This window comes from Thalassolituus oleivorans MIL-1 (assembly GCF_000355675.1).
Lineage (GTDB): Bacteria > Pseudomonadota > Gammaproteobacteria > Pseudomonadales > Oceanobacteraceae > Thalassolituus > Thalassolituus oleivorans.
Genome location: NC_020888.1, coordinates 1,699,993 through 1,723,644, shown reverse-complemented (window position 1 = coordinate 1,723,644; position 23,652 = coordinate 1,699,993). Strand labels below are relative to the sequence as shown.

At 46.3% G+C, this 23,652-nt stretch carries 21 protein-coding genes and 1 other RNA gene; 1 reads left to right on the top strand and 21 read right to left on the bottom strand.

Translation table 11 applies throughout. From position 1 onward, the window contains the following. Window position 1 precedes the first annotated feature (1 nt). The 20 genes from TOL_RS18285 to ybfE form a co-directional block, all read right to left on the bottom strand. Complete coding sequence (locus TOL_RS18285) at window positions 2-970, bottom strand: tetratricopeptide repeat protein (RefSeq protein ID WP_015486758.1); 969 nt, start codon at window positions 968-970, stop codon at window positions 2-4. Further along, window positions 951-3,758, bottom strand: coding sequence for a tetratricopeptide repeat protein (locus TOL_RS07705; RefSeq protein WP_015486757.1), 2,808 nt, complete (start codon window positions 3,756-3,758; stop codon window positions 951-953). Before TOL_RS07705 ends, TOL_RS18285 begins: the two co-directional genes overlap by 20 nt. Further along, window positions 3,755-5,686 carry a tetratricopeptide repeat protein gene (locus TOL_RS07700; RefSeq protein ID WP_041588446.1) on the bottom strand — a complete coding sequence of 644 codons (1,932 nt, stop codon included), beginning with the start codon at window positions 5,684-5,686 and terminating at the stop codon, window positions 3,755-3,757. Before TOL_RS07700 ends, TOL_RS07705 begins: the two co-directional genes overlap by 4 nt. Window positions 5,687-5,690: 4 nt before the next feature. Then, complete coding sequence (locus TOL_RS07695; RefSeq protein ID WP_015486755.1) at window positions 5,691-6,191, bottom strand: hypothetical protein; 501 nt, start codon at window positions 6,189-6,191, stop codon at window positions 5,691-5,693. Between the two features lie 17 nt (window positions 6,192-6,208). After that, window positions 6,209-6,691 (bottom strand): hypothetical protein, encoded by a 483-nt coding sequence (locus tag TOL_RS07690; RefSeq protein ID WP_015486754.1) that lies wholly within the window; start codon window positions 6,689-6,691, stop codon window positions 6,209-6,211. Further along, window positions 6,661-7,272, bottom strand: coding sequence for a hypothetical protein (locus TOL_RS07685; RefSeq protein WP_015486753.1), 612 nt, complete (start codon window positions 7,270-7,272; stop codon window positions 6,661-6,663). The genes TOL_RS07690 and TOL_RS07685 overlap by 31 nt, the downstream gene beginning before the upstream one ends. Then, window positions 7,269-7,988, bottom strand: a complete 720-nt coding sequence (locus TOL_RS07680; RefSeq protein ID WP_015486752.1) for a hypothetical protein — start codon at window positions 7,986-7,988, stop codon at window positions 7,269-7,271. Before TOL_RS07680 ends, TOL_RS07685 begins: the two co-directional genes overlap by 4 nt. A gap of 121 nt (window positions 7,989-8,109) precedes the next feature. After that, the gene (locus TOL_RS07675) at window positions 8,110-9,291 is read right to left on the bottom strand and encodes a vWA domain-containing protein (RefSeq protein WP_015486751.1); all 1,182 of its coding nucleotides are present in this window, start codon (window positions 9,289-9,291) and stop codon (window positions 8,110-8,112) included. Between the two features lie 4 nt (window positions 9,292-9,295). Continuing rightward, window positions 9,296-10,138 (bottom strand): AAA family ATPase, encoded by an 843-nt coding sequence (locus TOL_RS07670; protein ID WP_015486750.1) that lies wholly within the window; start codon window positions 10,136-10,138, stop codon window positions 9,296-9,298. Between the two features lie 232 nt (window positions 10,139-10,370). After that, complete coding sequence (locus TOL_RS07665) at window positions 10,371-12,581, bottom strand: vWA domain-containing protein (protein ID WP_158505912.1); 2,211 nt, start codon at window positions 12,579-12,581, stop codon at window positions 10,371-10,373. Window positions 12,582-12,614: 33 nt separating this feature from the next. Further along, window positions 12,615-13,283, bottom strand: coding sequence for a YEATS-associated helix-containing protein (locus TOL_RS07660; protein ID WP_015486748.1), 669 nt, complete (start codon window positions 13,281-13,283; stop codon window positions 12,615-12,617). Window positions 13,284-13,619: 336 nt separating this feature from the next. Next, window positions 13,620-13,988, bottom strand: a complete 369-nt coding sequence (locus tag TOL_RS07655) for a hypothetical protein (RefSeq protein ID WP_015486747.1) — start codon at window positions 13,986-13,988, stop codon at window positions 13,620-13,622. A 1-nt stretch (window position 13,989) separates the two neighbouring features. Beyond that, a complete protein-coding gene (locus tag TOL_RS07650) occupies window positions 13,990-14,430 on the bottom strand; it encodes a YcgN family cysteine cluster protein (protein ID WP_015486746.1) in 441 nt (146 codons plus the stop codon). Beyond that, a complete protein-coding gene (locus TOL_RS07645; protein WP_015486745.1) occupies window positions 14,427-14,711 on the bottom strand; it encodes a YcgL domain-containing protein in 285 nt (94 codons plus the stop codon). The genes TOL_RS07650 and TOL_RS07645 overlap by 4 nt, the downstream gene beginning before the upstream one ends. Continuing rightward, window positions 14,704-15,876, bottom strand: a complete 1,173-nt coding sequence (gene rnd / locus TOL_RS07640; protein WP_015486744.1) for a ribonuclease D — start codon at window positions 15,874-15,876, stop codon at window positions 14,704-14,706. Before rnd ends, TOL_RS07645 begins: the two co-directional genes overlap by 8 nt. Beyond that, complete coding sequence (locus TOL_RS07635) at window positions 15,873-16,415, bottom strand: toprim domain-containing protein (protein WP_015486743.1); 543 nt, start codon at window positions 16,413-16,415, stop codon at window positions 15,873-15,875. The genes rnd and TOL_RS07635 overlap by 4 nt, the downstream gene beginning before the upstream one ends. A gap of 22 nt (window positions 16,416-16,437) precedes the next feature. Then, window positions 16,438-16,764, bottom strand: a complete 327-nt coding sequence (locus TOL_RS07630) for a YbaB/EbfC family nucleoid-associated protein (RefSeq protein ID WP_015486742.1) — start codon at window positions 16,762-16,764, stop codon at window positions 16,438-16,440. Between the two features lie 24 nt (window positions 16,765-16,788). Continuing rightward, entirely contained in the window at window positions 16,789-18,813 is a 2,025-nt protein-coding gene (gene dnaX / locus TOL_RS07625) for a DNA polymerase III subunit gamma/tau (RefSeq protein WP_015486741.1), read from the bottom strand. Window positions 18,814-18,895: 82 nt separating this feature from the next. Next, an RNA gene (gene ffs, locus TOL_RS18600) (signal recognition particle sRNA small type) lies at window positions 18,896-18,992 on the bottom strand. Window positions 18,993-19,092: 100 nt separating this feature from the next. Beyond that, window positions 19,093-19,362 carry a LexA regulated protein gene (gene ybfE / locus TOL_RS07620; RefSeq protein ID WP_015486740.1) on the bottom strand — a complete coding sequence of 90 codons (270 nt, stop codon included), beginning with the start codon at window positions 19,360-19,362 and terminating at the stop codon, window positions 19,093-19,095. 138 nt (window positions 19,363-19,500) lie between these two features. On the opposite strand from ybfE, the gene TOL_RS07615 reads away from it, so the two are divergent. Then, window positions 19,501-21,891: a Lon protease family protein gene (locus TOL_RS07615; RefSeq protein WP_015486739.1), complete on the top strand. Its 2,391-nt coding sequence runs from the start codon at window positions 19,501-19,503 to the stop codon at window positions 21,889-21,891. 45 nt (window positions 21,892-21,936) lie between these two features. Here TOL_RS07615 and TOL_RS07610 read toward each other — a convergent pair whose 3' ends face one another. Beyond that, window positions 21,937-23,577 (bottom strand): ATP-binding response regulator, encoded by a 1,641-nt coding sequence (locus TOL_RS07610; protein WP_015486738.1) that lies wholly within the window; start codon window positions 23,575-23,577, stop codon window positions 21,937-21,939. Between the last annotated feature and the right edge of the window lie 75 nt (window positions 23,578-23,652).

The window sequence follows — 23,652 nt, the reverse complement described above, 5'->3', positions numbered from 1 at the left end:
ATCACTCCTTAACCGCTTCAGTTCCGGAACGACGTTCCAAATCGGTAATCCAGACATCCAGATTTTTATCATCGCCCAACAATGCTTTTGCCTGTTTGTATTCTGCCAACGCACTAACCAAATCGTTGCGATATAAGTCATACAAAATACCTAAATTATAATGCGCTTCAGCATCTGTAGGATTACACGCAATCGCGGCTTTATAACTTTGCTCGGCCTCGGCAAATAAACCTAATTCTCTTTGTGGTAAGGCTCTCACTCGATGCACAGGGCAGTAAGGCTTAAGCATGACGGGTTGAGCAATAGCTGGTGTATCTGTCTCAGTCTTTTCAGCCGCGCCGGTATCGGTTGGCGCAACAAGTTTTTCCTCAGCAGGCTCTGTGATTTCTGTTCCGGTAGGAATAACGACCTCGGAACCTTCGTCCGTTGGAGGTTCTGCATTTAGCTCCTCCTCGGTCAAACCGCTTTCTGATTCCACCGCTGCTTGTTCGCCACTCGCTTCTACTGCCATAGTCAGCGAATCATTGGTACTGGGCTCTAGATCAGTCACTGTGTTACCAGCATCAACCGCTTGCCCTGCTATATCGTTAGAGCCGTCAGCGTTTAACGACAACGCTTCTTGCTGTTTTGCCGCCGCTAATTGGACTTCTAATGCTGCATTAATTTCATCCACATGCGCCAAGGCATCCAGACTTGCTTGGTATTCACCGGTGCGGTAAAGAGCTAAACCCAAATTAGTCCAAACACCGGGTAAATCTGGATGCGCTTCAGCAAGCTCCGTCCAAAAAACAACGGCATCTTCGTAATTGCCATCTTGCAACAACACCAAACCATTTTGATACGTAGCCTTTAAACCTTCTGCCAAGGGTTGCGCAGTAGGACTTAAATCTTCAACAACGGCGATAGGCGCTTTTGTTGCGCAGCCGGCAAGAGTGGCCAGCAATAACAGGCTAGCGAATCTGATCAACATACGTCGCTACCTTTTCTGGTTTGTTATATTGACCTGGCATTAACTCAGCCATAGATGAAAAACTCTTTTTAACCCACTGGTCGTATAAACCATCATAAGTACGGCGAATGTTTGTTTGGTGAATATCAATCGCTGCTTCATCCAGTGGGAAAGCTTGATCTTCTAATAAATACTGATATTCCTCAGCTTCAACCTCATCCATACCTTTGGGTTTTTCCGAAGTCATTAACGCCTTGCTCATTTGTGCGTACATATCTGCAATATGGAATGTTGCCGGAGTCGTAAATTCGAGAACTTCCATTTCTACCGCTTGGGTATAGCGTTTTAACGCACGCTGCATAGGTTCGTTTTTACGCACAATACTCTTAGCTAATGGCAAGGTTATTTTAACTTTTTCAAAGGCTATACGATCGAACTCAGCGAGTTGAAACGCAGCACTAGATGCTAAATAACGTGAACGCTCTGTTTGTTGATCTTTACCGTTGCGATGCAAACGAATAATTTTATCTAACCAAAAACGACGCTTGTCTTCATCCCCTTGCAGAGCGTAGATCTGATCTAACTTATAATGCGCTTCAATGGCTGGATCGAAAGGCGTTTTATAAGTGTGGGCGTAACGTTTGTACATCACGATCGCATTATCTAGATCATTGGCCTTTTCGAAATACTCAGCCGATTGAAAGCAAGCGATCCGACGTTCATCTTCTTCTTTTGCATCATTTGATAACGTCATCAATTCAAATGCCGCCTTGCGCCACTCGCCTTTGCCTTCGTAAGCAACAATCAATTTGCTAGGAATATCTTTTGTCAGTTCATGATTTGGATACTCCTGTCGGAATTTTAACAAGACGCCCTCAGCTCGGTCGTAGTCTTGCATCTCCATCAACAGGGTAGCTGCATCATATTCTGCGTTTACCTTCAATGTGCTTTCTGGCACGACTTCAGCCAAACGTAACCAATGATCTACTGCCTGTTGTGGCGCATCAACTTTCGCCTGCTCACCTTGCTTATAAATTGCCGCTGCAGCCTTTTGACGAAGATCAGCACGCTCTTTACGCGATAATTTTTCGTATGTAGAAGCACTCAACAAAGCGGTCTCCGCTTCATCATAAAACCCCAATTCAAAACTTGAATGACCTTGAACTAACGAAGCGCCATAACGATAACGAGGGGGTAATTCGACACCGGTTTCCTGAGATAACCGAGCGGTAGATAACGCTTGCTCGTAGTATTTATCTTTCAGCAAAGTCTCTGCTGTATTTACCAACACTGTGCCGCGACGCGGGTCGTCTGGAAACTCCGTTACGAAGCGTTTAGCACTGGCAACATTTAGCTGACGCCATTCTAATTCGCGCTCAGGCACTGGCTTATATTTAGCATAGGCAAGTAACGCAGCATATCCGGCCTCGGCCGCATCCTCGTAAAAGGGATATTGATAGGCCACGATTTCATAGTTATTGCGTGCATCGTCGTAACGCTCTAGATCGAACGAAATTTCGGCCAGTAAGAAATGTGCTTTTACGGTATCAGCCGCCTCTGGGAAACTACGAATATACTCACTGTACCAACGAGCGGCTTCGTTAAAACGCTCTTCTTTTTCCGAGCGCTTTTTAGCCGCTTGGGCCCAGCCATGAGAAAAGGTTGCTAGATCCCAAATATATTTTGAAAGCGCAACGGTGATTTCTGCTCGTACTTTAACGTCATGTGACTCCCAGTACGGCGTTCCTACCCCGAAACGCTCGTTATAAATTTCTTTATGCTTGCGTAATAGCTCAGGATAACCTGCCGTTTCATAGCCTGTAATTAAACGCTCATAATAGCTAGGCGCACGATCTGAATCAGGATAGCGATCAACATAAGCACGCAATGTAGAAGCGGCACTTTTGTAGTATTTCTTTTCGTAATACTGATCCGCTAGCTGGGCATACAGCTTATATTCGTAATAACGAGCACCGTGCTCATCAAAGAAGTGAGCTATTTGATTCCAATCACCTAAGTAATCAAACATGATCGCCATGATACGCAAAGTGTCATTTAGCAAATCAAGATCACCGCCCTGCGCAGCTTCAAGCGTCGCCTCATCAGGGAAATGTTCATCAAGCATGCGCACAAAGGCAAGTAAGCTTTCTTCGTAACGTGCTTGTTTGAAAATACTCCAACCCTGCAAATACTCTGCATCGCGGTAAAAACGATTAGCAGCGGGACCTACGCTGATAAGTGCCTGATAAGCGGCCTCGGACATTTCATAATCACCAGCCGCATAAAGCAACTGACCTAAACGAAATTGTGCTTCTAAATAATAAATAGAGCGCGGATACCGTTTAACCAGCTCTTCTAAAACGCTAATCGCTTGATAAGGTTGACCAGCTAATGAATATGCCTTGGCCAATTGATAATAAATAGCGTCATTATCGACACGATCAGGAAACGCTTTCAGCAAGTTCTCGTAGTCGTCAATTGATGCTTTGGCTAGGATTCGATCTTCGGCCAAAGCAGCTTCATCATCGACAACTCTCTCCATTCGGATTTCGTCAGATTGTAATTTCAAACCGGCAATACGGTGAGCAACACGCACTCGCATTTCAGGATCAGTCGCCACCGCCAAATAGGCTTGATAATACCGTACTACATCCTCATGACTAACATCGATAGGCTCGTTAGAAACCGATCGTACTTTAAGGCTACCAATATCAGCGATGCGTATCGTTTTATCACTACGGCTAAATAAACTACAACCGCTAGTGACCAAGGTCGCAGAAATGAGAATTAACGATAAAAAGTATTTCATTTATCGCCTCCTGCGGATCGCATTTTACGCTGCAGGGAGTCGTCGTATAAACGCGCAATCGCTAGGCGAGACTGAGCTAAGTACTCATTTAATCGTGCACGCAATGTCGTTAAATACTCATCGGTCATCGTCTGCAAATCATCGAGTTGACGTTGGTGTAATTCTTCCACTTGAGCCAATTGAATATTCAATGATTGTTGTAGCCTAGTAACGCGTTCGGGAAATCCTTTCCAGCTACTATCTGCCCATTCTAACGATGTACGCGTGTTCTCAACTTGAACTAACAGTTGCTCAGTAACAGCGCGGAGTTTCCAATGATGACGTGTAGTATCCCAACGGCGTTGCGGCTCTTGCTCATAAATATTCCAGAGCTGAATACCGCGCATTCTGCGCCAGCGCTCTTTATAAGGAGCCAAATCGCGTGTGGGTGTACCCACTTTTGATAAATACGATACGTTAGGGACAACATTACGAAGTAAATCAATATTCTTATGTTCAGATTCAGATGCATAAGCAAACACAGCTTCATCTTCAGCCATCAAACGATCTTGCACGGCTAAAGTACGGCGCAGTAAATCCATGTGCTGTCGCTCTAATGTAGCGAGTCGCTCTTTTCCGCCCATATTTTGTAATGTTTGCTGGCGAACAACCAATACATCCTGCCATAGCTCTAAATCATGTTTCTGACGTTGTAAATCGTGCTCCATGCGGTCGAGATCATGTAGCCTAGCCAAGCGTTCAACGAATGCTGGCTCGTCGATTAACCCCTGAGCAAAAAGTGCAACCGGCGTGTCAGGAACATCTGCAAGGCGCTGACGCTGCCATCCCCAACCTTCACTTTGATTATCTAACTGCCAGTGGAGTATCCACTCGTGAATCTGAACAGGATCACGAAAATTGTCGAGCGCTTCTAGCATATTAACAATTTTTGCTTCCGCACTTGTATACGCCTGCACCGACTCATTAGTAGCTTCAATTAATTCCAATGTATGAGGAACAGCAAGGAAAGACTCAATGACCGCTGGCTGAAATCCATCATATTGCTGCTGCAATATCCGCCAAGGCTGAAGCGCATCCTCATAGCGCCACTGGCCTAGTAAATTCCAACCATAGTGCAATAAGCCCGGCGCTGAAAACACAGACTCCAAACTCATTTTTTGAAAATAATCATTAGCCATTTCTGGCTTATCGTGGTCCATCGCTGAAATTCCAGCGACCAATAGAATTCGGTCGCGCAAAGCATTACCTTCCTTATTTTTAGGGAGATAAAAAATGCTATCCGCAATCAAACGCTCTAAATCTCGACTACCGAAATTTTGCCGAATCATTACTAAAATAAGGTTATAGCGAGCTATGCCAGTCCAAATACTTTCGTCAGCCATAGACCTTAAAATAACACGAGCATCGCTAATCCGACTTTGTAGGGATAAGCTTGAGACCAAGATAGAGTATGTCTCTTGTAAGTTACTCTGCGTTATTTCCGGGGCGGCCTGAAGAGCATTACGAGCGCTAATTTCTGCGCGTTCCCACTCACCTAAATCGTACCAACGTTTAGCTAGGTAGTACCAAGAATCACCACTTGCTGTGGTCGTAGTAATACCTGCATTGAAAAATGCTTTTTCAGCCTCATCTTCTAAACCCAGCGCCAATAACATAGCCGCACGCATAACTTCAGCTTCTTGTTCAGGGCTCTCATCCGTTTCGCGCAAATCTTTCCATGCCGCCAAAGCAGCAAGACCTTCGTGATAGTCACTGGTTAAATAATGATAATAATAGTTTCCACGCAATAAACGCTCTTCGGCATTGGCACCGTCATCAACTTCATCGAAATCGAAATCGACGTCCAATAAACCATCCACGAGGTCATCTGCCTGCACTGAAGCAAGCATCGACATTGTCACAACAAAAACGAGAAAAAGTAATCGCATTGGTTTACCAGTACTTCAACTGTACCCGGGCACTTTGCCGCTCTTCAAAATCCTGAATTACTAATTCAGTCAACAGTGGCTTACTGGTTTTTTCGACGATATCTTCCGCAATCAGCTCACGCCCTTGACCGAGATGATCGACTCCGCGAACAACGGCACGAACAGTGTGTTTACCTGGAGACAAATTAACATCGCCTAATGGCTGTACTGCTCCCATGCGTAAAGCCTTAACTTGACGTTCGGTATAAATGTGTTGAATTTGAGATTCACCATCAACGCTTAATTCAATCGACAATGGTTCAAAATACTCCCCATGAGATAAGGATAAATGAAAGGCTGCACGCGTCGTTGCAGGACTCAATAAATCTTTTTCTAGTTGATATAGATCTTTGTTCAATTCCAACACTGATTGTTTAACACTTTCTACGTCTTGGCGAATAGCAGCATCCTCTGCGTTCGCATACGTACAAGTTAGTAAAAATAAAACACTAAAAAATAACTTCATTAAAATATCTCCGGACCTTATTGGTCGCGCACATCAGAAATCCAGCGCATCATCGTAGCTTCAACTTCACCGTAACTTTCATCAAGATCACCTATAATTAAATGATCCAATACCCCGTCGGGACTGATTAACATAACCGCTGGACGAGGTTCAAATAACCAAGATTGCTGCCATTTTGCTTCATAACGTAAAACCGGCAAACGCATCTTAGGTGGTTCATCGTCGCCTTCCGGCACCCATACAAACCAACCCAATAATCCATCAATTTCCAAACTTTCAGCCAGCAATTGGTAGCGCGCAAGTGTCTCAGAACATGCATTACAGCGATCTAGCCAAATCAACATCAAGGGCTGTCCTCGCACCTCGGTTAAACGCTGGCCAAAACCGTTGACCGAGAGCATGGTGAAATCATCAACCTTATCACCAGGCTTTAACGTTTCTAATGCGCTGGCCGGTAACGCCAGCAACATTAGTAGTAAATACCGAACGACATATTCCATTGAATCCCCTCGTTAGCGCCTAGCGCTTTCAAGCGCTGATCATCGACTCGATATTGACGTGTACCAAAGCTGTACCAGTAATTCGTTGTATTTAGCTGCCACGACAGACCAAGTGCAGTGTAACGGCCGCGGGTATCACCCGTTTCTTGGCTACCCATCGCAACCTCAACCGCCATTAACCAAGGGAATGTGTGCTCGCCAAAGGTACTTGCTGTACCTTGCAACAAGGCGTAGCCAACCCCTGCCGTCGTAAGCACGACTTGCTCTCGTTCTTCGAGTACTAAGCCTTTATCAAGGGTGAAGTCAAAAAAAGAACTGAAGCCTAACTCTCCAGTGACATACCAGCGCTCTCCGGCAAAGTAGCGCGCTGATAAATTCAAACCGGGTTTTAATTCGTCTTTTTCAGCTACGGTATTACTAAAGCCAATACCTATGGTGCCGTGCTGACGCTCGACAGAATCTAAATCTTCTAGCCCTGAGTATTTGACCTGAGGGTCGTAAATATCGGTACTGGATCGCTCAGCTGAAGCTGTCGATGCGAAAAAAAACGCACATATAGCAACAGCAGTAGAAAACTTCATAGCCTTAACTTCCACGCCAACGACACAGAGGAATGATTCACCATGTCAGAATCTAGAGAAATATTGGTGCCGACTCGTAAGGCGACATCTAAGTAACGCTCCGCAGCCCAGACAACCTCAGCGGACACAAGCGCCAGCGGAACAATCTCATCGGTGTCTGAATTCCAATGGTTACTTCCGCCATATTCACTGCCTACCCCGAGGGCGGCAGAGCCGAGCACTTGAAAATTTAAAATACTGCCGATCTGTCGAGTTAACCCAACTTCACCAATTGACCAACCAAAAGCGCCATGATCTGACACGGTATAACGACCGAATAGATCCTGATCATGCAAGGGTATGACCGCACCGAAACCTAAGGCGGATTCACTATTCCAATTGAGTTCTAAACGCCAATCACTTGGACGAGCATCGTTACGCAACTGCCACATTTGAGCAACGCTGACGCTTTTAACAAGATGAAGTTCTGATAGAGGTAGCCAGCCTTGTTTGCGACCATCACTGAGCAATAACCAGTCGCCACGAACGGCAATAGGATCCATGACATGATCGCTAGATACTTCGAATACAATAGGGTACGCCGCACCAGGCCCCTTATGGAGTCGTACGTATTCAATTTCTGCCTGCGCAGTTGAAGTCCATAGAAGTACAAGCGTGTTCAGTAACACGGCTACTATTGTCGCCTTCAGATGTTGGCTAAACGCCACAACCGGCATATTTACCGCCCTATTCTTGTTATTTTTATGGGAGCGTCCATGCCGATCAATCTTGATTTTAAGATACGGTACATCACTTCCCCATATAAATTAATCGCTCAATAGTAACCTTCTAAAACCTTTACTTACTGAGAAATTTCATCGCATTCTCCAAACCAGTAAGGGTTAGAGGATACATTTTATCTTTTACGATCTCGCGAATTGCTCCCAAAGAACCACCCTGCCCCCAGTGTGATTCTGGTGCTGGATTCAACCAGACCATTTTTTCGTAGTGATCGGACATACGCTGCATCCAAACCGCCCCCGGCTCTTCATTCCAGTGCTCGACACTACCACCTGCATGAGTCACCTCGTATGGAGCCATCATGGCATCACCAACAAAGATAACGCGGTAATCACTGCCATATTTGCGCAAAATGTCCCAAGTTTCTGTGCGCTCGTTCATACGACGGATATTATTTTTCCATACGCTCTCGTACAAACAATTATGGAAATAAAAGGTTTCCATATGTTTGAACTCGGTACGAGTCGCGGAAAATAACTCTTCACATACGCGAACGTGAGGATCCATAGAGCCGCCAACATCAAAAAACAGCAGCACTTTAACGGCATTGTGACGCTCAGGCACCATTTTAATGTCAAGAAAACCAGCATTTCGGGCAGTTGAGCTAATGGTATCACCCAAATCGAGCTCATCTGCCGCGCCTTGACGGGCAAATTTGCGCAATCGGCGCAACGCTACTTTGATATTACGCGTACCTAATTCGATGCTATCGTCTAGATCTTTGTAGTTGCGCTGTTCCCAAACTTTAATCGCTTTCTTATGTCGCGACTGCCCTTGATCAATACGAATGCCTTCGGGGTTGTAGCCATTGGCTCCGAATGGCGATGTGCCGCCGGTGCCAATCATCTTGTTGCCGCCCTGATGACGCTTATGTTGCTCTTCAAGGCGTTTCTTAAATTCTTCGATGACCTTGTCTAGGCCGCCAAGCGCTTCGATTTTATCCATTTCTTCTTTCGACAGCATGCGCTCGAACTCTTTACGCATCCATTCGGCTGGAATCTTTGCGTCCTCCATCATAGAAGGCAATGAGTCCAAGCCTTGGAAATAAGCGCCAAACGCTTTATCGAACTTGTCGTAGTGTTTTTCGTCTTTGACCAAGCACAGGCGAGCTAACGCGTAAAACTCGTTCATATCGGCAAAGGCAACATGTGCCTGTATCGCATTAACGAGATCTAGGTATTCTCTAACGGAACAAGGTACCTTGGCACGACGCACAGTCTCGAAGAAATCGATTAACATTGAATTAGCCTTTGCGACGGCTCATGAACGCGAGCTTTTCTAGTAACTGCACATCTTGTTCATTCTTAACAAGCGCACCGTACATAGGTGGAATCGCCTTGCTATGATCTTTATTGCGCAGCACGTCAACGCCTACATCATCCGCCATCAACAGCTTCAACCAATCGATCAACTCAGAAGTTGAAGGTTTTTTCTTCAAACCGGGGACTTTGCGCACGTCAAAGAATACATCCAGTGCTTCACGTACAAGATCCTTTTGAATGTGCGGATAATGCACATCAACGATGGCTTTCATGGTATCGCGATCAGGGAAGTCGATGTAGTGGAAGAAACAACGACGTAAGAATGCATCCGGCAGCTCCTTCTCGTTATTACTCGTGATCAAGATAATTGGACGATGCGTAGCGACGACACGCTCTTGAGTTTCATAAACAAAAAACTCCATTTTATCGAGCTCTAACAATAAATCGTTCGGGAACTCAATATCGGCCTTATCAATTTCGTCGATCAAAAGCACTACTGGTTTATCAGCAGTGAACGCTTCCCACAACTTACCTTTAATAATGTAATTAGAAATATCGTGGACTTTGTCGGTACCAAGCTGAGAATCACGTAAACGTGACACAGCATCGTATTCATATAGCCCTTGGTGGGCTTTAGTTGTGCTTTTGATGTGCCACTGAATCAAATCAGTACCCAGCGATGTAGCCAGCTGTTCTGCCAACATGGTCTTTCCAGTGCCAGGCTCACCTTTTAGCAACAACGGGCGCTGCAAGGTAATAGCTGCATTTACCGCCATTTGCAGATCGGGCGTTGCAACGTACTCACCAGTCCCCTGAAATTTCATAGCTACCTCTGTTTAAGCTTCATCAAAACAGGCCAGAGTATAAGGATGCCAGTGGCACTCAGCAAGGGACTGACCATATTACTCTTCGCTACACTCAGCAATTAGGCAAACAGAGACCTGAGATCGGTGCGCATTTTGGCCAGTTTAAAAAAAACCGCTTGTGAATCAATCACAAACGGTTATTTTTTAGCCTAGCTCGGGATGTCATTTCATATGAATATGACTCTCTCGATTACCCCTTGTTTAATGGGTCGTCGTCATCGCCAAACGGATCTTTATCATCATCGTCGGCCTTTTTGAGCTCGTCCTCAGCATCAAACTCACCCCAATCATCACCGTCTTCGGTATTATCAGCTCCGTCTTCAGGATCAATCGCAAAGTCGTCCGCCGCAACATTGATATTGGTATCACTCCCCATCGAGGTTGGCGCCCTTCCTCCTGCTGGAATTTCTTCTTCACCATCCGTCTCAAAATCATCAAAATCGCCGGCTTCTAAATCTGCATCATCCAGTTCGCCGAGATCCAAATTTGCTGGAACTACACGCTCTGCCTCGCTGGCACTTCCGGCTTTCTTGCGACTAAACCACCAGTAACCAGCTCCACCAACAATAGCAAGATTGGTAATACCCAACAGAAGATAAATCCACCAAGCAATACCTTCATCTTCCTCTACAACCTCAACTTCAGTTTGTTCGGCATATTTATCTGCCAAGTCAGGTACTACCGGCTCTGGGATAGGCAATTGTGGCGGAACTTGCGCATCCACTTCCTCTGGTGGCAACTGCGCTTCTACCTCGTTCTCAGTTTCGACAACAGGAGCCACTGGCTCAGCCATCGGCTCCGTCTGAATCGGCGGAGCAACGTCTATTGGCGCAGTAACAACCCCTTGTAATGGAAAGTCGACAACAATAGCCTCAGGTTTACTCTTGAATGTTTTTCCGCCCTGAGAAACTCCGCGAATATTGATGGTTATCTCGTAACGCCCGTCACCTTTTTCATTGGTAAGATCGAGAACCCATTTCTGGTCGGGTGCGCTGTATTCCATGTTTTGAATAACAGAACTTCCGTCTGGACTAGCAATTTTGGCTATGATGCGACTTAAACCGGTATCAATAGAATCTCCCTGTGGAGTCACAGTAATAAGAACACGCTGTTGATCCGGAAAAGGTTCTGTTTCTACTTTCAGCGGCTCAGCAAGTACCGCTGTTAACACTTGTCTGCGCTGAAATGTACGACCGATAGCATTGACTTCAATGCGATATTCTCCGGGCATCGACAACCGGCTCATGGTTTCGCGAAACACACCTTCAGGGGGCAGGTTTTCAGGGTCAGATAGCAGCTTACTACCCGTGCGGCCATCAGGAGCGGTAACCTGCATGCTAATATCGGTCAATTGCAACACCGCTGGTTCAGTAACGACCTCACCTTCATTCACCAGCGCAATGTTCATATCAATCGGAGCGCCGGAAAATAGATTAGCGGGAACACCCGATACCGACAGTTTTAAATCAGATAAAATTTGCACTCGATTATCTGGGTCAACATCGGCGTCGACAGACCACTCACCGGCCTCTGGGCCAGAAACAGTAATCAAATCGAAGTTTAAATCATGATGCCAACGCACATTGTCTTGGTTATCAGCAACGGCTTGGGTAATAACGGCGCCAGAGGGTGAAATTAATTGTGTCTCTCGCCCTGAAGTCCCCCTAAAAATAAGGGCAGTAAATTCTTCAATACTCGAATCAATATCAAAATGATTGTTAGTTAGCGGTACTTGTTCGGCAGGAACAGCGCGATCAAACGCTTTTAAAAACGCTGGCATCAAATCGTCGGCTGTATTGGCCTGCAGGAACAGCCCGTCGGTCTCCATCGCAATTTGTTGCAAGGTTTCTAGATCTGCGGCGTTCGACAATGCCAAAGTATGAATTTTTGCTCCAGCCTCAATATATTTCGGCAAGACTTCTTTTATTAGTCGTTGTCTTTCAGCCGAGTTCACCTTTGTGGTGGGGTCACCGCCCGATTTATCCATATCGATACGGCCGTCAGTTAGCAAAATGACCGTATGTTGATAACCGCTATCAGGGGCCATTTGCCACAATGCCTTATCTAAGGCGTCAACAAGGTTGGTATTAAGCCCGGCAGAGTTTATTTCAGAGGATTTTGCTTTAGCATTGCGCCGCCAACTGGCATTAACGGTATCCAGTGGCACTAACATGTTGACGTAGCGACCAAAAGTCCAAACGCCCGCACGGCTATTATCAGGAAGTAGTTCGACTAGCAGATTAAGCGCCGGGCGGCGCAAATTCTGCGGGTCGGTGTCTTTCATACTGCCAGAGATATCAATAATTATCCTGACATCCCCCGGCTGAGTGTTTTGCTCAGCCGCCGTCGCTTGATTGGCAACAAACAGCAGGAGTGACAGAATCACTCCAGTCAGTCTCATACAGCGCACCATAAGCTCTCCGGCGGATTTAAATTAGAGACTGGTCTCAAGTACACGACGACCTTTCTCTGTAATGTGCCAACGCACACCATCTTTTCCACTCACCTTACCTGCCAAGCTACGCGAAGTAAGCACCTGCAAGGTTTTTAATACAGTAACCTCCTCTTGGTTAGCTTCACGGCAAACACCCGCCAACGAACGGAAAATAAAACGACCGTTAGATAGGATTTTCAACACTTGCCCTGAGGTAATATCCAAGTCGGTACTGGCTTGAGTAATTTGCGGATCTAAACTCGCGGTATCATGTTCGGTTTCGGTATCAATCAAAGGTAATAATTCGCTTTGAATAATACGAAGATTTTGTTCAACCTCTTCTGAACGCTGACGCGCACTGTGCGCTTCGTTCAAAATACGATCGGACATGTTATCGATAAAGAATCGACTCAAAAGTGCTGACACCAAACAGAAACCGGTAAAGATGAGCAACTGTGACGGATCACCCTGACTCTCTAAAACCAATTCGCTATTGACCATATCCAGCACCACTGGCACTAGGAAAGATGCACCAACCCCAACCACTAAAAAGCGTGGCAAGCTTGCCGCGTCAGGATCTTTGTCACCGTACAGGTAATAGTTTACTAAGCCGCCGAAAATACCAGCCAACAGCATAACCGTTGCGAGAATAAATATATGATTTGCCATGGTCCCAACCTCTCGTTCATTGATTCGGTAACGCCCCAAATCCTATGAACAGCTCCCCTGATAGATATTTACGTTAGTGCGGTATCGGAAATTCAGACGCGATACGCCATGAAATCAACAACACCTGCCTAAATAAAACTAGCAAAGTTTTACTGGTTAGCCAGAAAAGTAATAAATAAATCAGTTAACCGATCATTTATTAAACAAGCGAGCAGTAAAAAAGAAAGAAAATCAGAGAGATTGATGAAATAAACAAGAAGAAATTGGCGGCCGAAAGATAGGATTTACCGCCTAGACTAACGACGCCACTACAGGCGTCGTTTCAGATAAAAACGACTATACTCCAGCTTCTGAGTCGTCGCTGACATCTTTCATGCGGATAAGAGAAACCAATAAGCCCACCCCCAACACGACAGCACCAATAGCCAATGCGGCTGCAAACCACGGAATGCAGTAGTTAATAGACTCTGGCCCACTGATTAAAAACGTAAAGGCAACCACAAGAAAACCTGGCGCCCAATACATAGAACCCTGTTCAATAGGAACCGGCGTAAAGATAAGCACCGCACCGATCAAACTGAATAAGTAGTAGCCGACACCCGGCGTTTTCACCCAAAAAAGTAATTTTCCCCAGCACCAATACGCCACTAGCGCTGAAACTAAATACAACAGCCAAAATTGGCCATACGTTATTACACTATCCACGTTATGCTTTCCATATGATGCGATCTTGCCAATCGTCTTCGTCAATTAAATTGTCGGCTATGCCCTTGTTGCGCATCGAAATTCCAGCTTCATGTACCGACTCTTTCGTACCTGAAATCAGAGGATGCCAATCATACAACGGCTTTTTTTCCGCCAGTAAACGGTAGGCGCAGGTTTCTGGCAGCCAAAAAAAAGTCTGAGCTTGATCCGGTGTTAACCAAACGCAACTAGGCACGAGCGTATTGCGTTGCTGGTATTCTGTGCATTGGCAATTGTTCGTATCTAAATAACGGCAATGAACATCGGTGTAATATACCTCGCCGGTTTCATCGTCCTCGAGCTTATGTAGGCAGCACAGCGCACAACCATCGCACAACGACTCCCATTCAGAAGACGTCATTTCACCCAGCGTCTTGCGCTCCCAAAAAGGTTGATGGCTCATTCTTTATCAATTTTGCAAAATAGATCGAGCATGTAAGGTTCTTTTGCCGGTGGCATTTGCAAGTAGTACCCCTTTTCTTCGAGCGCTGCTAACACTTTTTCTGTATCCGCTCGGCCAAGCGATTTTTCTGGAGTTAAGATCATGGTCATTGCTAACTCTGGCTTGCCAAACATGGTCATTAACCCTTCAGGTACGCGAGTAAATGCATCTTTACGCGTGACGTATAGATACATTTCGTCTTTCTTTTTTGTCTTGAAGACGTCGCACAAAATTTTACTCATGATTGCTTTTTTCCACTTTGCTCGCAGCTACACCCTGCGTCATCATTAACAATAAAGTTTGGCCAATTACATCCTTACGCCACCCACTTAGCACTTCGGGAAGCTGGTATTGACCGTCGTGATACCCAGAGCGCACTACAAATTCAAGTGCGCGTTTATTAGCCAACAGCTCAGTTGGTATATTGAGCTGCTCGGCCGTGAGCGTCACGGCATCTTTTAGATCTTTCATCGATTGCGCGGCGATCGGAGATAAGGGACGATCAAGCTGCTCTGGCCAAAAGGCCTCATCTTTGGTCATCGCCGTTTCGACAATTTTCAACAAAATATTGCCAGCGTCACGAACGATCGGCGGCTTAACACCTGCCTTCACCAATTGATCGCGATTTTTAGCCTTAAAACGCGCGATATTCCACAGTGAATTATCATCGACAACCTTATTTCGTGGAACATCACGATTACGTGCTTCTTGTTCGCGCCATACAGTCAGTTGCTGCAATATATATTGCTCTTGCGGGCGCAACTTCCAAGCCAACTTAACCTTGCGATACAAGGCTAGATACGAATCATCAATCTGATCAGATGCGTCGAGTAAACGCGTACAATCTTCCGCTAGCCACTCTTCTCGCCCGAGATCTCGCAACTGCTGACGCAATACAGGGTACAACTGATACAAGTAATGAACATCTGCCACCGCATAATCTACTTGCTCTGGACGCAGAGGACGATGCAACCAGTTGGAGCGCGTTTCTTCTTTGGGTAGATCAATCTCTAGCAACGCCATCACTGCGCGCTGGAAGCCCATAGAGCCCCCATGCCCCGCTAGTGCTATGCCTAGTTGACTGTCCGCCAATGGGCGCGGAATAACGCCGGTCAAACGTCGACAAACTTCTAAATCTTCGGCGCACGCGTGAAATACTTTCAGTACAGTAGGCGCCTGCAATACCTCAACAAACGGGGTCCAATCCTTGATCAATAAAGGGTCAATAAGGTAACAACCCTTCTCTCCCGCTATTTGAATTAAACCTGCTTGCGGATAAAACGTCGTCGTTCTTACAAATTCGGTATCAACGGCTAGGTAGTCTTCTGTCAGCCATTGTCGACAGGCATCAGTCAGAGCGTCGTGATCTGCAATCCACAGTGGCTCCGGTATATCAAGGCGGCTCATTTAGCCCCTCCAATCATCGGTTGCGCTATGAAATCGCTAAACGACTGCATTAACGTATGAGAATCCAATAAAAAACGCTGTAGATATTGTGCGGTAACATCTCCTTCAACAGAGCCGGTTAACAGCAAATATACTGTGTTCGGTTTTATGCTACTTACGCGCTGTTGCAAGGCAGCCAACGGTAGTTGCGAAGGCCCAACACCAGCGACAGGCGATAGCACGCCGTGCAAAACAAATAATTGTCCCGAATAACCCAGATCACAAAGTATTTGCGCCTGCTCCAACTCAGCAACAACCGCCAGCCATTCATGCCCCCGCGCGAGATCATCACACACCGAACAATGATCTTCGGATATGTATATCTGGCAACGTTCGCAAGGGCGGATGCTCAGCAATGCCGACTGCAAAGCCTGCGCAAGCTCATCACCACCGGCTCGGTTTAAAGCCCAGCGCGCCATTCTGCCTGCCGCTCGTTCGCCAATTCCCGGAAGAGAATCGAAGGCGCTGACTAGAGCTTTGTATTCCGCTGGCAACTTCATAAATAACGCGTCGGCTCTGATCTTAGAATGGCAGCTTCATACCTGGCGGTAGACCCATTCCAGCAGTCATCTTCGACATCTGCTCTTGATTGTTTTGTTCTATTTTACGTACTGCAGCATTGACAGCAGCAGCTAGTAAATCTTCTAACAGCTCTTTATCTTCACTCATGATGGAGTCGTCTAACTCAACGCGCTTAACATCATGGCGACCATTCATTGTCACTTTCACTAAGCCGGCACCAGACTCACCGGTAACTTCGGCTTCGGCCAATTCTGCTTGAGCTTTTTGCATCTGCTCTTGCATCTTTTGGGCTTGCTTCATTAGGTTGCCCATTCCACCTTTAATCATACAATTCTCCTAACAATCGATTAATTAACTAACCGGACGGATGGTTTCTTCAACAACTGCACCACCCATTTCCGACAAAATATGATTGACCACAGGGTCGGATTCAATCGCCTGCTTCGCCGCATAAAATGATTCAGCATGCAGGCGCTGACGTCTTTGCTCTGGAGTCTCGCCTCGCGGTGAAACCAACTCCATCTCAATACGCACATCAGCAATCAATGCACTGAGTGCATCTTGGATTCGTAGGCGCTGAGATTCATTAAATAATGCCCCTTGCGCCGGATCGACATCAAAACGCAGCACGCCGTCAGCAATTTGTACTAAAGCACTGTTGCGTGCGATTGCCATCGGTAATCCCGCAAGCTTGAGACGGTCGACCCATTGCCACCACGTATGCGGCTGTAATTCGGGCAGTTCGCTTTGCTCAACCGTGTCGACAGATACCGTATCAGTTGCAACCATTGTACCGCGCTGCTCCGCTACCGGTATAGCCGAGGCGACAGAAGTGGCAGGCGTATCCATCAACGAGGTCGCCATACCGCGCGCAATTGGTTTATTTTCTGACCCCGCTTCTTGCGATGGATTATCCCAAGGCACACCTATGCTGTCTTCGGGTGTGACGCCATCAAGGCTATTAGCTGAAACGTTAGATGCAGGCTCGCTAGAAAATGCTGGCACATCATCAAAACGGTCGGATGAATTTGCCAGAGGGGGAATCGCATCAGACTCAACACTCACAGGTTGTTCTACCTGCACTGCCTCTTCCACAACGACCGTTGCTGCTTCAGACACAATTGGTACGGAGGGCTCTAATCGACTAACGGTGTCGGCTGCTACAGGAATAGTCTCAGCTTCGTTAGCCGTACCAGCTGCACTGAGTACATCAGGCTGTGACGTTAGGGTCTTTTTTTTTTCAGTTGCCACTTGTAGGGCACTGACTAAATCGAGTTCTGGAACCACATCTGGCGCAGGCCGGAAAGCCAGCATGCGCAGCAATACCATCTCAAAACCTTGGCGCGGCTCTGGTGCCATGGCTAAATCTTTTCGACCCTGGAGGGCAATCTGATAATACAGCTGTAAATCTTCTGGCTGCATAGCCATACCAAGCTTCAATATAGCATCACGATCACCTTGTGAGTTCTCGATAGCATCTGGCACCACTTGCGCTAAAGCGGCACGGTGCCAAATATGCAACAACCCCTGCAACACTTCATCGAAATCAGGTCCGTGTTCCGCCATTGCGGCCACTTCACTCATAACCTCAGCAGCGTTCGCTTTTGCCATAACCTCCGCCATCTTAAACAGACGACCGCGATCCATGGTGCCTAACATAGCGTTGACCTGCTCTTCGCCAACAATACCCTCGCCATAGGCAATAGCTTGATCGGTTAGGCTTAAGGCATCGCGCATACTGCCCTGAGCGGCACGTCCTAGCGACCACAGAGCAGGTTCTTCGTATTGAAACTTCTCTGCGTCTAGCACCCGTGCGAGATATTCAACTATCCGCTCAGGTGTCATATTTTTGAGGCTGAACTGTAAACAACGCGACAGAATAGTCACCGGCAATTTTTGCGGATCTGTAGTTGCTAACAAAAATTTAACGTGCGCTGGTGGCTCTTCTAGAGTTTTCAGCAAAGCATTAAAACTGTGCGAAGAAAGCATGTGCACTTCGTCGATCAGGTAGACCTTAAAGCGACCACGGGTTGGTGCGTACTGAACGTTATCAAGCAGTTCGCGAGTGTCTTCAACGCGGGTGCGAGAAGCAGCATCCACTTCTATAAGATCGACAAATCGGCCTTCTGCAATTTCTTTACAAGAACCGCAAACACCGCAAGGTCGGGCACTAACGCCTTCTTCGCAGTTCAGACATTTAGCAAGAATTCGAGCAATGGTAGTTTTGCCAACACCACGGGTGCCTGTAAATAGATAGGCATGGTGTAGGCGGCCTTCGTTTAAGGCATTGATGAGTGCTCTTAGCACGTGCTCTTGACCCACCATTTCGTCAAAGAAACGTGGTCGCCATTTACGCGCAAGTACCTGATAACTCATTGAAATTTTAAAACCCAAGGTTGACCGATAGGTCGCATAATACCTTGTAGAGCAGGGAAAGTCAGGGGAATTTGGAGATGACCTCTACCAGCCACACCCCGGCACACGAGATAACCGCTACCGTTGCTCCCTTCCGGGCCTGGCGGGGTTCGCGGTGTATCGTTGCGAGGGGACCGGCAGAGGCCACCATAACGTCTTGAGCTAGCTCAAGAGGCCGGTACAGTATCCAAAACTCACATTGAAATCAAGTAGTTATGAAAGCCTATAACAGCAAATTAGTTACATGTGCAGCCATTGGCGCAGCGCTTCATTGATAATATCCGCTCGTGCAAGCCCAAGCTCTTCTGCGGCTTCGTCAACTCTGGCAACAACATCAGCCTGCAATTTCACTTCTAAGCGGTGAAAGCCAGATTGCTTATCACGCATACGCTGCGAGCGCTTGTTATACCGCGACTGCTGCACCCTATCGTACGGGTTACTTCTAGGCCTGCCTGGTCGGCTAGGCGAAAACAGATCCATGGTGGTTCTGTCTTCAGGTTGAATAGACATCCGCACTCCTCTTAGCAAAAACGCGGCAATTATCGCCAGCAAGAAATGAAAAGCAACGCTAAGTGACAGGTTTAGTCTTGCCAATTACAAATCGGCGCAATACTGTTAAGGCATAGTTTCAAAAGAATCAGCAAATACATGACAAAAAATACGCAATTAACTGCCGCACAAGTTACCCAACACATCGACATCAACGCACTTAACTTCGAAACAACCGCCAATCTAGAAACCTTTCATGGGGTACTCGGCCAAGATCGAGCTGTTAACGCCATTCAATTCGGCGTTGCCATGCAACGACCTGGCTATAATATTTTCGTCATGGGCGACACGGGCACAGGCCGTTCATCCTATGTCCGCGATTATTTAAAGAGCGAAGCCAAGCGTCAGCCGACACCGGATATCTGGTGTTACATGAACAACTTTAAAAATCCGCGCGAACCAAGAGCACTGGCGTTATTACCGAATGAAGCGAGCGAATTTCGCAAACTGATCAATGAATTAATTGATCAATTACTAGCCACATTTCCGGCTGCGCTAGAACACCCTGCCTATCAACAAAAAAAATCAGCAATTGACTACGTATTTAATCGTCGTTACGACAAAGCCATCGAATCTGTCGAACGTGAAGCACATAAACGGGGAGTTGCGGTTTATCGAGATTCCAATGCTATTAGCTTTACACCAATGCGCGAAGGCAAGGCTCTGGATGAAACCGAATTTGCACAACTCAGCGAAGAAGAGCGCGAAACCTTCCATAATGATATTGCCGAATTAGAGCAAATGCTCAGCGATCAATTGTCGGAATTACCGCAATGGAAACGCGAAAGCAGTAATGAATTACGCAGTTTAAACCAAGAAACCATTCGCGATGCGATTACTCCCCTGTTGGCTCATATCCGTAAAGATTTTGCTAGCCACGAACCTGTGATGGAGTATCTCAATGAAATGGAAGAATACCTACCAAGCTTAGTATTGGAGGAATTAGTCGAAGAGCGCATTATGGATTTGCGTGAAGAATACGCAAAGCGCAGCAGCTTAGAAGAATCCCTATTACCGAACATTGCAACACATCACAACCCAGATAGCGGCGCTCCTGTTATTTATGAGCCGCACCCAAGCTACGCCAATTTGTTTGGTCGCATTGAATATGCCAGTGAACAAGGCGCGCTGGTCACCAACTACCAACGTGTTTGTCCCGGTGCCTTACATAAGGCGAATGGCGGTTATTTAATGCTTGATGCCGATAAAGTATTAGGCGAACCGTTAGTATGGGAAGCACTAAAACGAGCACTGCAATCACACGAGCTAAAAATGGACTCGCCCTATTCTGAAATGGGCATTTTAAATACAACCTCACTACTACCTGCGGTTATTCCTCTCGAATTTAAACTGGTGTTAATTGGCTCGCGCAATATCTATTACCTACTTCAGGAATACGACGAAGACTTTAAGCGCTTGTTTCGTGCTGTCGTCGATTTCGATAACGACATCACACTAACTGAAGATCATTTAGTGGCTTATTCGCAACTGTTAAAAAGCCGCGTCGAAGAACAAGGTTATAGCGATTTAGATCGTGCCGCAGTGGTACGCATGGTGCGTTACAGTGCCCGCTTAGCAGAGCAACAAGACGTATTAAGCGCGCGTGTTGGTGAACAGTTTGATTTATTGGCTGAAGCGAATTTTATTCGCCTAATGGCTAAAGATGAATTAATCCAACCGATTCATATTGACCGCGCACTCGCCGCAAAACAAGAACGTACAGGGCGCGTATACGACAAACTTTTTGAGCAAATGCTCGACGGAACCGTTCTATTAGAAACCAGCGGCGAAGCCATCGGTAAAATAAATGGTCTTACCGTAATGTCTCTTGGTGATACCAGCTTTGGTTCGCCAGCCCGCATCACTTGTACCGTGTACCCAGGCAGCAAAGGCGTTGTCGATATTGAACGCGAGGTATCCCTCGGCCAAGCGATTCACTCCAAAGGCGTGATGATTCTCAGCGGCTTTTTAGGTAATCGCTATGCGCAAAAATTTCCTCTGGCCATATCGGCTCATATCGCTATGGAGCAATCCTACGGCTATATTGATGGCGACAGCGCCTCTCTGGGTGAATTAGTGTGTTTGATTTCAGCCTTGATCCAAACGCCAATTGACCAAAGCTTCGCCATCACAGGCTCAGTTAACCAATACGGGGAAGTTCAAGCCATTGGCGGTGTAAACGAAAAAATTGAAGGTTTCTTCCGCTTGTGTTCAGCGCGCGGATTGACTGGTAAACAGGGCGTTATTATCCCTTATTCTAATCGCAGAAATTTGATTCTTAACGACGAAGTGGTTGCTGCTGTTGAAGCAGGAAAATTTGCAATTCACTGCGTTAAACATGTTGATCAAGCCATTGAAATATTAATGCATCGTGAGGCTGGAGAAGTAAATAAAGATGGTGGATTCCCGCAAGGTACGGTCAATGGTGAAATCATTGGACGCCTTGAAGCCATTGCCAAAATGAGTGATAAAAAATCGGATAACGATTAAAACCAGAAAGCACTAACAATAAAAAAGCGCTCACTGAGCGCTTTTTTATTGTTCTAACTTACGCCCCAAGCGCGCGTGAGCTCTTAGACGCTCATCCAGCAGCCGGAAGTCGACAGGCTTAGCCAACACGCTATCCATTCCGGCATCGAAACAACGCTGTCGCTCACTATCAGAAACACCTGCAGTTAACGCTAAAATTGGAAGACTGCACCCCATTTCACGTAATAATTCAGTGGTTTCAATACCGCCTAACACGGGCATATGGCAATCCATTAAAATAACATCAGCCTCACGCCACGCACCGCTATCTAGCATATCTTGACCATTATCAAAAATATGAGGGGTCATTCCTTGTCGAGTTAGAATGACCCGCAATATCTTCTGATTGGTCGCGTCGTCTTCGCAAACGACAACCGTTAGACCTTTTGTATCGACAACCTCAGCGGCTTGAGCTGGAGTAACATTAACAACCGATAAAGGAATTTCCACCCAAAAACGACTGCCTCGCTCGGGCTCACTCACAACACCAACAGAGCCGTGCATTACCTCGGCAAGATTACGGCATAAACTTAGGCCTAGGCCAGTACCGCCATAGTTTTTAGACGTCGAGGAGCTCCCTTGCTCGTAGGCATTAAAAATTTCGCCTAAACGATTCGACTCTATTCCTGCACCATCGTCTTCTACGCAAATACGCAGTAGAAACCGTTCCTCAGCTTTGCAACCAGATACACTGACATTAACCATGCCACCACGATTAGTGAATTTGTAAGCATTACTTAAAAAGTTAATCAGTATCTGTTGAATACGGGCCGCGTCGCCAATCAATAGGTCAGGAACCTCGTCAGCAACAATGTGCGTAAATTCTATTTCTTTACGCTGCATATTGGCCGAAAATATCGCCATACTGCGCTGTAACCAATCACGAATATTGAATCCTTCTTCATGCAGTTGCAGCTTGCCCGCTTCGATTTTTGCAACATCTAATACATCATCAACAACTGCAAGTAACGCCTGCACAGTAAAACTGAGATCTTTGAGTAACGATGCTTTAGCCTCAGTATCACTATCGCCTTCGAGCAACTCAACAATACCAATAATTCCTGAAAGCGGATTACGGATCTCATGGCTCATATGGGCGAGAAACTGAGTTTTAGCTTGTGATGCTTTAGCCGCTACTTCACGTTCTTGCTCAACTTGAACGACTCGTCCAGCAAAATACTCCGCGGTTAAAATATCCCTATAACCGCGTAAAGCGGTGGTCAGAGACACGAATAAACGCTCTTGCGTAGAATCGCTTTTCGCAAGGTAATCATTGATGTCGTAGTTTTGGACAACACGATACTCAGGAGCAAATCCAGCTTGTCCTGTACGCAAAATAATTCGAATTCTCTGGTTATTACTAACCTTACGAATATGTTCAACTAGTACGAGTCCAGCATCATCCTGCTCCATTACGACATCCAATAGAATGACGGCGATATCTTCACGCGCCGCTAATATTTGCCGTGCTGCAGCGGCACTGCTGGCCTCTATAACGGATATTGGAATGCCTTCAAATCGAAAGCGAGATAGAACTAGTCGAGTAACATCAAGAACGGACTGATCGTCATCAACGACCAACACAGGGATGGGACTAGGTAAAAACTGATTAAACTGAACAGCAGAATTCATGCCTTTATTGCGCATTCAACCCTTTCCTTTGCCATTTATTAGCAGATCCATTTGCTTAATATCACCATTAAATAATAGTCAGAGTTCAGC